The organism is Ottowia sp. (assembly GCF_047601385.1).
GTDB lineage: Bacteria > Pseudomonadota > Gammaproteobacteria > Burkholderiales > Burkholderiaceae_C > Ottowia.
In genome coordinates this window covers 78,325-90,562 of sequence record NZ_JASGJP010000001.1, presented here as the reverse complement: position 1 = coordinate 90,562, position 12,238 = coordinate 78,325, and the positions used below count along the sequence as shown (strand labels likewise).

The window sequence follows — 12,238 nt, the reverse complement described above, 5'->3', positions numbered from 1 at the left end:
AGAGGACCCGCCATGAACAAGCCCGTTGCCGACCACCTGCTGCGCGCGGCCGAGCCCTTCGCCGGCTACCGCGACAACCAGGCCGCCCGGCTCGACGTGGAGGCCGAGGCGCGCGCCCAGGAAGGCGGCGCGCGCGTGGGCATCAGCCGCCCGCACGAATCGGCCGCGCTGCACGTGGCCGGCAGCGCCGCCTACATCGACGACCTGCCCGAACTGGCCGGCACGCTGCACTGCGCGCTGGGCCTGGCGCCGGTGGCCGCCGGCCGGCTGCTCGGCATCGACCTGGCCGCCGTGCGCGCCCTGCCCGGCGTGGTGCGGGTGCTGGTGGCCGCCGACCTCCCCGGCGCCAACGATTGCGGCTCCATCGTGCACGACGACCCGATCCTGTGCGACGGCGAGATCCGCTACCTCGGCCAGCCCGTGTTCGCCGTGGTGGCGCGCACGCGCGAGCAGGCGCGCCGCGCCGCCGCGCTGACCAAGAAGGTGCTGCGCGTGGAGGCGGCGGCGCCCGTGCTGACGCCGCAGCAGGCCCATGAACACGGCCAGTACGTGGTGCCGCCCATGCACCTGGTGCGCAGCGCCAGCGGCGGCGACGAAGCCGCCGTGCGCGCCGCCATCGCCGCCGCGCCGCACCGCCTGCAAGGCAGCCTGGACGTGGGCGGGCAGGAGCAGTTCTACCTGGAGGGCCAGATCAGCTACGCCGTCCCCAGGGAGGGCGGCGCCATGCACGTGCATTGCTCCACCCAGCATCCCAGCGAGATGCAGCACCTGGTGGCGCACGCGCTGGGCGTGCCGGCGCACGCGGTGCTGGTGGAGTGCCGCCGCATGGGCGGCGGCTTCGGCGGCAAGGAATCGCAGTCGGCCCTGTTCGCCTGCGTGGCGGCCGTCGCGGCCCGCCTGCTGCAGCGCCCGGTCAAGCTGCGCCTGGACCGGGACGACGACTTCCTGATCACCGGCCGGCGCCATTGCTTCTGGTACGAATACGAGGTGGGCTACGACGACGAGGGGCGCGTGCTGGGCGCGGCCGTCACCATGGTCTCGCGCGCCGGGCACTCGGCCGACCTGTCGGCGCCGGTGATGACGCGCGCCCTGTGCCACTTCGACAACGCCTACTGGCTGCCCGAGGTCGCCATGCATGGCTACTGCGGCAGGACCAACACGCAGAGCAACACTGCCTTCCGCGGCTTCGGCGGCCCGCAGGGCGCCATCGCCATCGAGTACATCCTGGACGGCATCGCGCGCCGGCTGGAACGCGACCCGCTGGACGTTCGGCGCGCCAACTTCTACGGCCCGAGTCCTGGCCGGGACTCGGCTTCCCCGGCCGGCGAGCGCAACGTCACGCCCTACCTGCAGCCCGTGCGCGACAACGTGATCCACGAACTGGTGGACCAACTGGAGGCCAGCAGCGACTACCGCGCGCGCCGCGCCGCCGCGGCCGCCTTCAACGCCGGCAGCCCGGTGCTCAAGCGCGGGCTGGCGCTGACGCCGGTGAAGTTCGGCATCAGCTTCAACGTCAAGCACTTCAACCAGGCCGGCGCGCTGGTGCACGTCTACACCGACGGCTCGATCCTGGTGAACCATGGCGGCACCGAGATGGGCCAGGGCCTGAACACCAAGGTCGCGCAGGTGGTAGCGCACGAGCTGGGCGTGGGCTTCGAGCGCGTGCGCGTCACCGCCACCGACACCAGCAAGGTCGCCAACACCTCGGCCACCGCCGCTTCCACGGGCTCTGACCTGAACGGCAAGGCCGCGCAGGACGCCGCGCGCCAGATCCGCGAGCGCCTGGCCGCCTGCGCCGCCGCCCGCCACGGCGGCCGGGCCGAGGACGTGCGCTTCGCCAACGACCAGGTGCACGCGAACGGCAAGGCGCTGGACTTCGCGGCGCTGGTGGCCGACGCCTACGTGGACCGCGTGCAGCTCTGGTCCGACGGCTTCTACGCCACGCCCGGCCTGTCGTGGGACAGCGCCCGGATGCAGGGCAACCCCTTCTACTACTTCGCCTACGGCGCCGCCTGCGCCGAGGTGCTGGTGGACACCCTCACCGGTGAATGGAAGCTGCTGCGCGCCGACGTGCTGCACGACGTCGGCCGCTCGCTCAACCCGGCGGTGGACATCGGCCAGGTGGAGGGCGCCTTCATCCAGGGCATGGGCTGGCTGACCATGGAGGAGCTGGTCTGGCACCCCGCCAGCGGCCTGCTGCTGACGCACGCGCCCAGCACCTACAAGATTCCCACCGCCAACGACTGCCCGCCGGTCTTCAACGTGCGCCTCTTCGAAGGCGACAACGTCATGGACTCGATCCACCGCAGCAAGGCCGGCGGCGAGCCACCGCTGCTGCTGCCCTTCTCGGTGTTCTTCGCCCTGCGCGACGCGGTGGCCGCCATGGGCGGGCCGCAGGCCGAGCCGCCGCTGTCGGCGCCCGCCACCAGCGAGGCCATCCTGCGCGCCATCACCGCCGTGCAGCGCGGCTGAAGTCCGTGGCCCTGAAGTGAAGCACGTCACGTCCGCGCGCTGCACAGGCCCTTCTCCCCGGGCATCTCCCGCCAATGGAGACGGCGTGATCGGTCCGACTTCATGCATCGCGGGTGATGCGCGGCGTCGTGGACAACCCATACGCCTGCCGCCGCCCCCGCATCCCGCCAAAAACCACCCCCAAGAAGGAAATTCCCGATGAACTGGATCGAACGCGTCTTCAAGCTGCGGGAGCACGGCACCACGGTGCGCACCGAACTGCTGGCCGGCCTGACCACCTTCCTCACGATGGCCTACATCATCTTCGTCAACCCCTCCATCCTGGGGGACGCGGGGATGCCCAAGGACGCGGTGTTCGTCGCCACCTGCCTGATCGCCGCGCTGGGCACCACCATCATGGGCCTGTACGCCAACTACCCGATCGCGCTGGCGCCGGGCATGGGGCTGAACGCCTACTTCGCCTACGTCGTGGTGCTGCAAATGGGCTTCACCTGGCAGGCGGCGCTGGGCGCGGTGTTCATCTCGGGCTGCCTGTTCCTGGCGATGACGCTGTTCGGGCTGCGCGGGCTCATCATCCGCGCCATTCCGCATTCGCTGCGCCTCGCGATCACGGTGGGCATCGGCCTGTTCCTGGCGCTGATCGCGCTCAAGAGCGCGGGCATCGTCGCCGCCTCGCCGGCCACCTTCGTCACGCTGGGCGACCTGCACACGCCGCAGGTGGTGCTGGCGGTGCTGGGGTTCGTGCTGATCGTGACGCTGGACAAGCTCAAGGTGCCGGGCGCCATCCTGATCGGCATCGTGGCCGTGACCATCGCCTCGTTCTTCTTCGGCGGCAACGAGTTCCGCGGCGTGTTCTCGGCGCCGCCCTCCATCGCGCCAACCTTCCTGCAACTGGACATCAAGGCGGCGCTGACCGGCGGTATCCTGAACGTGGTGCTGGTGTTCTTCCTGGTCGAGCTGTTCGACGCCACCGGCACGCTGATGGGCGTGGCCAAGCGCGCGGGCCTGCTGGTGCCGGGCAGGATGGAGCGGCTGAACAAGTCGCTGCTGGCCGACAGCGGCGCCATCTTCGCGGGCGCGCTGCTGGGCACGTCGAGCACCACGGCCTACGCGGAGAGCGCCTCGGGCGTGCAGGCGGGCGGGCGCACCGGGCTCACGGCCGTGACGGTGGCCGTGCTGTTCCTGGCCTGCCTGTTCATCGCGCCGCTGGCCGGCGTGGTGCCAGCCTATGCCACGGCCCCCGCGCTGTTCTTCGTCGCCTGCCTGATGCTGCGCGAGCTGACGGAACTCGACTGGGGCGACACCACCGAGGTCATCCCCGGCACCGTGACCGCGCTGGCCATGCCGTTCACCTATTCCATCGCCAACGGCCTGGCGTTCGGCTTCATCACCTACGCGGTGCTGAAGCTGTTCACCGGCAAGGCCCGGGAAGTGCACTGGATGGTCTGGATCATCGGCGGCGTGTTCCTGTTCAAGTTCATCTACATCGGGGGGCACTGAAACCCATGCACGCCTACCGCGCCAGCCTGCTGCGCTTCTCGCCCGAAGGCGAGGCGCTGTTCGACGACGACGGCCTGCTGGTCACCGCCCCCGACCAGGATGGCGTGCAGCGCGTGGTCGACGCCGGGCCGCACCGCGAGGTCGCAGCGCGCCACCCGCAGGCGGCGGTCACGCACTGGCCGGGGCGCATCCTGGCGCCCGGCTTCATCGATATGCACGTCCACTACCCGCAAACCGACATCATCGGCGCGCCGGCGGACGGGCTGCTGCCCTGGCTGGAGCGCTACACCTTCCCGGCCGAGGCACGCTTCGCCGACCCGGCGCACGCCGCCGAGGTGGCGGGCTTCTTCCTGGACGAGCTGCAACGCCACGGCGTGACCACCGCGCTGACCTTCTGCACCTCGCACCCCGCGTCGGTGGACGCCTTCTTCACCGAAGCGCGGCGCCGCCGCCTGCGCATGATGGGCGGCAAGGTGCTGCAAGACCGCCACTCGCCCGACGGCGTGCGCGACGAGACCGGGCAGAGCCTGATCGACACCGAGGCGCTGATCCGGCGCTGGCACGGCCAGGGCCGGCTGGGCTACGCCATCACGCCGCGCTTCGCGCCGACCAGCAGCGAGGCGCAGCTGCGCGGCGCCGGCGAACTGGCCGCCCGCTACCCCAGCACCTGGATCCACTCGCACGTGGCCGAGAACAAGGACGAAGTGCGCTGGGCGCGCGAGCTGTTTCCCCAGGCGCGCTCCTACCTCGACGTGTACCAGGGCTTCGGCCTGATGCGCGAACGCGCCGTCTACGCCCACTGCATCCACTTCGACGACGCCGACCGGCAATTGATGCGCGAGACCGGCGCGGCGGCCGCCGTCAGCCCCACCAGCAACCTGTTCCTGGGCAGCGGCTTCTTCGACTACGCGGGCGCCGAGCGCATCGGCATGCGCCACGGCCTGGCGAGCGACGTGGGCGGTGGCACCAGCTTCAGCCCCTTCCACACCATGCTGGCGGCCTATTGCGTGGGGCGCGAGGGCCAGACCAAGCCGGGCCTGTCCTTGCCGCCCTCGCGCCTGTGGTGGAACGCCACCGGCGGCGCGGCGCGCGCGCTGGGGCTGGCCGGCGTGGTCGGCACCCTGCAAGCGGGCACCGAGGCCGACGTGGTGGTGCTCAACCCCCAGGCCACGCCGCTGCTGGCGCGCAAGACCGCGCACGCGCAGAGCCTGGAGGAACTGCTGTTCTCGCTGATCGTGCTGGGCGACGACCGCGTGGTGGAGCGGGTGCTGGTGGCCTGAGGCACGCCCCACGGCGCACACCGCCGCCCCTCCGGCACGGCGGCGCGCATTTTTCCTACGGCGAGTGCACGAACCCCAGCCTAGAGTGAACCCGTGCGGCGCGGTACTGGCGACACGCAAAGCATTCCAGACCGCCCCACGTGTTCAACTCAAAAAGGAGAAATGACATGGAAATCGTCTGGTTCCTGATCGTCGGCCTGGTGGCCGGCTGGCTGGCGGGGATGCTGGTCAAGGGCGGCGGCTACGGCGTGGTGGGCGACATGGTCGTCGGCATCCTGGGCGCCCTGCTCGGCGGGTTTCTGTTCGGTTCGCTGGGGGGCGCGGTGGGCGGCGGGCTGCTGGGCAGCATCGTGGTGGCGACGCTGGGCGCGGTGATTCTCATCGTGCTCCTGCGGCTGGTCAGGCGGGTTTGATCCCCACCCCGCGCAGGCCGTGCTCAGGCCGGATAGACACCACCGCCCGCGCGCGGGCGCTTCAGCAGCATCGCCAGGGTGGCGACGATGAAGACGACGAACCAAACGAACGACCAGTTGGCGATGGTGCCGCCCAGAAACGTCCAGTCCACCGCGCTGCAATCGCCGCTGCCCTTGAAGATCATCGGGATCGCGCGCTGGAGCGGGAACGATTCGATCATGCCGAACAGGTCGCGCCCGCAGGTGGCCACCTCGGGCGGGTACCACTGGAGCCAGCTCTGGCGCGCCGCCGTGAAGGCGCCGAACGCGCCGATGCCCACGCCCAGCAGCCCCCACAGGCGCTGCCCGCCCCGGCCGCGGGACAGCGCCGCCAGCGCGCTGAACACCCCCACCAGGATCAGGCAGTAGCGCTGCACGATGCACATCGGGCACGGCTCCAGCCCGACGACGTTCTGGAGGTAGAGGATGCCGAAGGCCAGCATCGCCGCGCAGATCAGCGCGATGGCGCCGAACACGCGGCGGGGTCGGTCGAGCAGGGTGCCAAGCAAGGAACTTCTCCGTCTTTTGCTACCGATTTGATAGCTTATGGCGCTTTACTGGCAAGCGCTGGAGGCCGATTTTACCCTCAATCCCTCAGCCCACCTTCTTGACCCAGGTCATGAAGGCATCGACGAACTTCTGCATGAATTCCTTGCTGGCGGGGCCGATCTCGCCGTCCACCACCAGGTCGTCTTTCCACTGGATGAACATCTCGTTGCCCGGCAGCGTGGGCGAGGACTGGGCGGCCAGGATGTTGCGCAGGTGCTGCTGCGCCAGCGCCGCGCCGACCGGGCTGATCGAGACGCCGGCCACGGCCGAGGGCTTGCCGATCCACACGCTCTGGCCCCAGGGGCGCGAGGCGTGGTCGATGGCGTTCTTCAGCACGCCGGGGATGGAGCGGTTGTATTCCGGCGTGACGAACAGCACGCCGGCGGCGGCCTTGATCTCCTCGCGCAGGCGCTTGACCTGCGGCGCCTGGTCGGCGTCGTCGTCCTGGCTGTAGAGCGGCAGGTCGTCGATGCGCGGAAAACTGGCCGTCACGCCGGCCGGCAGCAGCTTCGCCAGCGCCTGGGCGAACTGGCGGTTGAACGAGTCCTTGCGCAGGCTGCCGACGACGATGGCGATGTTGAGTTGGCTCATGAATGAACTCCTTGGCGATGCGTTGGATATGGAAGCCGGCGATCTTCGCCGCTTTCGCGATGGCCCGGCACCGGCGGGGCCACCCGAAATCGGGTAGGGATAATCGCCGCATGGCCCATTCCCAGCCCCCCGAAAGCGACTCCGGCGAACCCAGGCGCCAGCGCCGCATACAGTCCATCGAGGTCGGCATGCGCGTGCTGCGCGCGCTGACCGAGCAGCGCCGCCCGCTGCCGCTGAAGGAACTGGCCCAGCTGGCCGGCATGCCGCCCGGCAAGGCGCACCCGTACCTGGTCAGCTTCATGGCGGCCGGCATGGTCAAGCAGAGCCCGCTGACCGGCCACTACGAACTCGGCCCCGCCGCACTGCAAATGGGCCTGGCCGCCCTGCAGCAGCTCGACCCGCTGACCGAGGCCAGCCAGGAAGCCGCCCTGCTGGCCGCGCGCGCCGACCTGAGCGTGGCGCTGGCCGTGTGGGGCCACCTGGGGCCGACCGTGGTGCGGCTGGACGAGCCGCGCTACCCGCTGCACGTGAACCTGCGCGTGGGCACGGTGATGTCGGTGTTCAACACCATCACCGGCCGCGTGTTCGCCGCCTACCTGCCCGAGCCGATGGTGCGCACCATGCTGGAGGACGAGCACCGCCGCGTGGTGGGCGGCGCCAACGGCGCCTTCGACTCGCCGGAGGTGAGTCGCATGCTGGCCGAGATCCGCGCCACCGGCATGGGGCGCGGGCTGTCGATGCCGCAGCCGGGCGTGAACACGCTGTGCGCGCCGGTGTTCGACGCCGCCGGCCGCATCGCCCTGGTGATGACCATGATCGGCCCGCACGGCGTGTTCGACGCCGAGATCGACGGCCCCGCCGGCCGCATGCTGCGCGAGCACGCGGGCAACGTGTCGCGCCGCCTCGGCCACGACGGCCAGACGACGGCCTGAGCGGCCGGCCTCAACGCACGAAAGCCATGCCGTCGAACGTGACCTCGTACTCGCGCGCCGGCTGCTCCACCATCACCGTGGCGTTGTTCTCGTAACGCGCCGGGCGCACCACGTAGCTGCTGCCGCTGCCCGCGGCGGCGTCGATCTCGACGATGCGCACCGGCGCGGCCGTGCTGTCGTGGAAGGTCTGGTTGAAAGCTTCCACCCGGTTCTGGTTGGTGCCCGCCAGCGTGCGGCGCGCCTGGGTGCCGGTGTGGCCCGAGAACACGAACTTCACGTTGGCGTACATCTTCAGCGCCGTGTCCCACAGGTGGGCGGGCGATTTGTCGCCATAGCCGTCGTTGCCGGTGATGACGTTGCCGCTGCCGTCGAGGAAGGCGTGCGTCATCACGATCACGTTGTACTGCGGGTGCGCCGCGATCACCTCGCGCGCCCAGTTGACCGCCTCCTGGCGCGGCATGAACTCGACCACCAGCGCCAGCCACTTCAGCCCGCCGGCCTCGAACAGGCTGTAGTGGTTCTGCAGTTCGCCCGCCGTCATCTGGCCCGCCAGCGCGGTGAACTTGCCGGCGAAGTACTGGTTAAACAGCGGCGAGAGGCGCACGTTGTCGTGCGCGCTCTGGTTCGGGCAGGCGCTGCCGCCGGCGCACACGGCCCGGGTGTCGTGGTTGCCGAGCGCAATGGCGTACGGGATGCCGGCCGTCCCCAGCACGCCCATGCCGGCCGAGGCCACCTTGTACTGGTGCTCGGCGTACTGCGGCGCCTCGGGCACCTCGGTCTCTCCCCAGTTCACCAGGTCGCCCGTGTGGCCGACGAAGGCCAGCTTGAGCGGCTCGCGCTGCGTCACCAGCCACTGGTTGCGCATCTGGATGCGCCAGTCGTTCAGCCGCCGCGCGGTGCTGCCGGGGTAGAGCGCCTGCGCCTCGTTCTGGGTGTCGGGGATCATGGCGATCGAGAACTTCGTCTCCACCACCAGCGGCGTGCTGGTGCCGCGCGCGGCGTAGAAGCTCACCAGTTCATAGCGCCAGCCGGCGGCCACCAGGGCGTCGCGCTCGGCCTCGGTGGTGGCGTGGCGGTGCATGGCGCCCTTCTGCAGGCGGAACACCGGCTGCGCGCAGGTGGCCGGTGCCGCGGCGGCGTAGAAGTTGACGCCGTGGTCCACGTAGCCATAGCGGGCCACGGCGTTGGCGATCTCGGCCTGGTGGGCGATCCAGACGAAGTCGTTGCTGCCCGGCCGATAGAGCCGGTGCACCGGCAGCAGACCGTCGCCGGCCGCCGTGGCGGCCTTGAAGACCTCACCCCGCACGTCGGTAAAGCCGTGGCTGGCGCGGGCGCTTTCGATTTCAGTGGGCCAGCGGGTCAGCAGGTTGGCCTGTGACGACGGGTTGACGGACTGGTAGACCGGCGTGGCCAGCCGCGCGCAGTCGAGCGCGTGAACGGCCGGCGCGGCGGCGCCCAGGGCAGCCGCGAGAGCGGCCAGGACGGGGCGTGACATGCGCCATGACATAGGTGGACTCCTCCTCGATGAATGGAAACGGATCGTGGTGACAGCGGCACTGGCCTGGGTATCCAGCATCGCCTCGGTCGATTCTGAGGAGGTATCCGCCTGTACTACCTTTCGCTACGTCAGCAGGTGTATCCATACCCCTGTGGGTGATACATCGACTGACTTTTGTAAATTAAACATTGTCGAATCTATTGACGAATAGCAAAAATCAACACACAATCCATTTCAACACCCACCCAAGGAGACAAGCCTCATGTCCGACAAGAAATTCGCCTCCCACGCCGACCTGGAAGAAAAGCAGATCAGCTGGGACAAACTCAGCGACAACGCCTACGCCTACACCGCCGAGGGCGACCCCAACACCGGCGTGATCATCGGCGACGACGGCGTGATGATCATCGACGCCACCGCCACGCCCGTGGCCGCGCAGGGCGTCATCCGCAAGATCCGCGAGATCACTGACAAGCCCATCAAGTACGTGGTGCTCACGCACTACCACGCGGTGCGCGTGCTGGGCGCCAGCGGCTACAAGGCCGAGGGCTTGCAGCAGATCATCGCCAGCCAGGACACCTACGACCTGATCGTCGAGCGCGGCCAGCAGGACATGGACTCCGAGATCGGCCGCTTCCCGCGCCTGTTCCAGGCCGTGGAGAGCGTGCCGGGCCTGACCTGGCCGACCATGACGTTCCAGGGCGAGATGACGCTGTGGCTGGGCAAGCTCGAAGTGAAGATCAAGCAGATCGGCCGCGGCCACACCAAGGGCGACGCCATCGTCTACCTGCCTTCGCAGAACATCTGCTTCTCCGGCGACCTGGTCGAGGCCGACGCCGCCTGCTACACCGGCGACGCCTACCTGGCCGACTGGCCGCAGACGCTGGACAACCTGGCCGCCATGAAGTTCGACAAGCTGGTGCCCGGCCGCGGGCCCACGCTGATGACGCCCGAGGCCGTGAACAAGGGCCTGGCCTACACGCGCGACTTCGTCAGCACGCTGTACCGCAGCGCCCAGGAGGCGGTGGCCCAGGGCATGGACCTGAACGCCTGCATGAAGCACACCCGCCAGGCGATGGACCCGAAGTTCGCCCAGGTCTTCATCTACGAGCACTGCCTGCCCTTCGACGTGACCCGCGCGCACGACGAGGCCAGCGGCATCCGCGACCCGCGCATCTGGACGGCCGAGCGCGACCAGCAGATGTGGCACGCGCTGCAAGCCTGACCCGAGTTCTTTTTGGCAGGCACTGAGGAGACAAAACCATGAACATCCCTGCTTCTCATCCGGAAACGACCGAGCACCACACCCAGGCGGTGATCGTGGGCAACGGCCCGGTCGGCCAGACCGCCGCCCTGCTGCTGGCACGCTGGGGCATCGACTGCATCGTGGTCGATCGCCGGCCGCAGCGCGACGCCATTGGCTCCAAGGCCATTTGCCAGCAGCGCGACGTGCTCGACGTGTGGGAGTCGGTCGGCGTCGGCCACAAGATTGCCGCCGAAGGCCTCACCTGGGACCGCGCCACCACCCTGTACAAGGACGCGACGCTGTTCACACAGCCCTTCATCGACACCGGGCGTTCGGTGTTCCCGCCCTTCGTCAACATCTCGCAGACCCGCACCGAGGAACTGCTGGACGAACAAATCGCGGCGGTGGCCCGCATCACGCCGCTGTGGGACCACGGCGTCGAGCAGATCGAGCAAAGCGCCGAGGGCGTCGCGCTGCACTGCCGCCGCGCCGACGGCACGCTGGTGACCGTGCGCGCGCCCTACGCCATCGTCGCCGCCGGCTCCGCGCCACGCGAGCTGCGCCACCAGCTCGGCGTCACGTTCGACGGCCGCAGCTTCGACGACAAGTTCCTGATCTGCGACATCCGCGCCGACCTGCCGGGCTGGGAGCGCGAGCGGCGCTTTTACTTCGACCCCGAGTGGAACCCCGGCCGACAGGTGCTGATCCACCCCTGCCCCGGTTCGACCTTCCGCATCGACTGGCAGGTGCCGGGCGACTACGACATCGAGCAGGAAGAGGCCAGCGGCGCGCTCGACGCGCGCATCCGCCAGATCATCGGCGACAAGCCCTACGAGATCGTCTGGAAATCGGTTTACCGCTTCCACTCGCGCATGGTCGATCGCATGCGCGTGGGACGCGTGCTGCTGGCTGGCGACTTTGCCCACATCGTCTCACCGTTCGGTGCGCGCGGGCTCAACACCGGGGTGATGGACGCCGAGAATGCCGCCTGGAAGCTGGCCTTCGTGCTGCGCGGCTGGGCCGAAGACGCCCTGCTGGACAGCTACGACAGCGAGCGCTGCGCCGCCTCGCGCGAGAACATCGAGGTCACCGGCAAGACCATGGACTTCCTGGTGCCGCAGACCGAAGATCAACAACGCATCCGCGTCGAACGCCTGACAGCGGCGCTGACCGATCCGTCCGTGCATGCCCAGATCGACTCGGGCCGTCTGTCGGAGCCCTTCTGGTACGTCGACTCGCCGCTCACTACGCCCGACCCCGCGCGCCCCTTCGCCGGCCGCCCGCCGCGCGGCCACGTACCGCCGCCCGCGCCCGGCGTCGCGCTGCCCGACGTGCCGGTACGCATCGAAGGCACGGACTGCACGCGCCTGCGCCAGGTGGCGCGCGACGGCCTGCTGCTGCTGGCCGGCAGCGCGGTGGACCTGGCCAGGCTGCGCGAGACGACGCAAGGCGCCATCGCCGCGCCGCTGCGCATCCTGCGCATCGCCGACATCGACGCCGAAGGTGCCCTGCAGCAAGCCCTGCAAGCCCGACCGAGTGAAGTCTGGGTGGTGCGTCCCGACGCTCACATCGCGGCGATCTGCGCACCAGACGACGATCAGGTTTTGCGCGAAGCGTTGCAACGCGTCATGGGCAACCGTACCGCCGTGTCCGCCTGATCGCCTCACCCGCGAAGGCGTTTCATTCTCTCCCCCTCTTCACACCCCAAGGAGACTCTC

The 12,238-nt window shown here is 69.6% G+C and carries 10 protein-coding genes; 7 read left to right on the top strand and 3 right to left on the bottom strand.

Annotated elements, in window-relative coordinates; all coding sequences use genetic code 11:
- The first annotated feature begins 12 nt into the window (after window positions 1-12).
- The 4 genes from xdhB to QM772_RS00390 all read left to right on the top strand — a co-directional run bounded on the left by xdhB (window position 13) and on the right by QM772_RS00390 (window position 5,665).
- A complete protein-coding gene (gene xdhB / locus QM772_RS00405) occupies window positions 13-2,472 on the top strand; it encodes a xanthine dehydrogenase molybdopterin binding subunit (protein ID WP_415133063.1) in 2,460 nt (819 codons plus the stop codon).
- 198 nt (window positions 2,473-2,670) lie between these two features.
- Window positions 2,671-3,972, top strand: a complete 1,302-nt coding sequence (locus QM772_RS00400) for an NCS2 family permease (protein ID WP_415133061.1) — start codon at window positions 2,671-2,673, stop codon at window positions 3,970-3,972.
- Window positions 3,973-3,977: 5 nt separating this feature from the next.
- Window positions 3,978-5,252 carry a guanine deaminase gene (gene guaD, locus QM772_RS00395; protein WP_415133059.1) on the top strand — a complete coding sequence of 425 codons (1,275 nt, stop codon included), beginning with the start codon at window positions 3,978-3,980 and terminating at the stop codon, window positions 5,250-5,252.
- A 167-nt stretch (window positions 5,253-5,419) separates the two neighbouring features.
- Complete coding sequence (locus tag QM772_RS00390) at window positions 5,420-5,665, top strand: GlsB/YeaQ/YmgE family stress response membrane protein (RefSeq protein WP_415133057.1); 246 nt, start codon at window positions 5,420-5,422, stop codon at window positions 5,663-5,665.
- Between the two features lie 23 nt (window positions 5,666-5,688).
- Here the strand turns inward: QM772_RS00390 and QM772_RS00385 are convergent, their stop codons facing one another.
- Both QM772_RS00385 and QM772_RS00380 read right to left on the bottom strand, forming a co-directional pair.
- Window positions 5,689-6,213, bottom strand: a complete 525-nt coding sequence (locus QM772_RS00385; RefSeq protein ID WP_415133055.1) for a disulfide bond formation protein B — start codon at window positions 6,211-6,213, stop codon at window positions 5,689-5,691.
- Between the two features lie 85 nt (window positions 6,214-6,298).
- Window positions 6,299-6,844 (bottom strand): NADPH-dependent FMN reductase, encoded by a 546-nt coding sequence (locus QM772_RS00380; protein WP_415133053.1) that lies wholly within the window; start codon window positions 6,842-6,844, stop codon window positions 6,299-6,301.
- A 110-nt stretch (window positions 6,845-6,954) separates the two neighbouring features.
- Here QM772_RS00380 and QM772_RS00375 point away from each other — a divergent pair, with 110 nt between their 5' ends.
- Window positions 6,955-7,776 carry an IclR family transcriptional regulator gene (locus QM772_RS00375; protein WP_415133051.1) on the top strand — a complete coding sequence of 274 codons (822 nt, stop codon included), beginning with the start codon at window positions 6,955-6,957 and terminating at the stop codon, window positions 7,774-7,776.
- Window positions 7,777-7,786: 10 nt separating this feature from the next.
- Here the strand turns inward: QM772_RS00375 and QM772_RS00370 are convergent, their stop codons facing one another.
- The gene (locus QM772_RS00370; RefSeq protein ID WP_415133049.1) at window positions 7,787-9,271 is read right to left on the bottom strand and encodes a metallophosphoesterase; all 1,485 of its coding nucleotides are present in this window, start codon (window positions 9,269-9,271) and stop codon (window positions 7,787-7,789) included.
- A 265-nt stretch (window positions 9,272-9,536) separates the two neighbouring features.
- Here QM772_RS00370 and QM772_RS00365 point away from each other — a divergent pair, with 265 nt between their 5' ends.
- Together QM772_RS00365 and QM772_RS00360 are read left to right on the top strand one after the other, a co-directional pair.
- A complete protein-coding gene (locus tag QM772_RS00365; RefSeq protein ID WP_415133047.1) occupies window positions 9,537-10,499 on the top strand; it encodes an MBL fold metallo-hydrolase in 963 nt (320 codons plus the stop codon).
- A gap of 38 nt (window positions 10,500-10,537) precedes the next feature.
- A complete protein-coding gene (locus tag QM772_RS00360) occupies window positions 10,538-12,178 on the top strand; it encodes an FAD-dependent monooxygenase (RefSeq protein WP_415133045.1) in 1,641 nt (546 codons plus the stop codon).
- The last annotated feature ends 60 nt before the right edge of the window (window positions 12,179-12,238 follow it).

Excerpts from the sequence above, each read along its gene's own strand:
- xdhB (WP_415133063.1), top strand. The coding sequence starts at position 13 with ATGAACAAGCCCGTTGCCGACCACCTGCTGCGCGCGGCCGAGCCCTTC.
- QM772_RS00400 (WP_415133061.1), top strand. The coding sequence starts at position 2,671 with ATGAACTGGATCGAACGCGTCTTCAAGCTGCGGGAGCACGGCACCACG.
- guaD (WP_415133059.1), top strand. The coding sequence starts at position 3,978 with ATGCACGCCTACCGCGCCAGCCTGCTGCGCTTCTCGCCCGAAGGCGAG.
- QM772_RS00390 (WP_415133057.1), top strand. The coding sequence starts at position 5,420 with ATGGAAATCGTCTGGTTCCTGATCGTCGGCCTGGTGGCCGGCTGGCTG.
- QM772_RS00380 (WP_415133053.1), bottom strand. The coding sequence starts at position 6,844 with ATGAGCCAACTCAACATCGCCATCGTCGTCGGCAGCCTGCGCAAGGAC.
- QM772_RS00375 (WP_415133051.1), top strand. The coding sequence starts at position 6,955 with ATGGCCCATTCCCAGCCCCCCGAAAGCGACTCCGGCGAACCCAGGCGC.
- QM772_RS00370 (WP_415133049.1), bottom strand. The coding sequence starts at position 9,271 with ATGTCACGCCCCGTCCTGGCCGCTCTCGCGGCTGCCCTGGGCGCCGCC.
- QM772_RS00365 (WP_415133047.1), top strand. The coding sequence starts at position 9,537 with ATGTCCGACAAGAAATTCGCCTCCCACGCCGACCTGGAAGAAAAGCAG.
- QM772_RS00360 (WP_415133045.1), top strand. The coding sequence starts at position 10,538 with ATGAACATCCCTGCTTCTCATCCGGAAACGACCGAGCACCACACCCAG.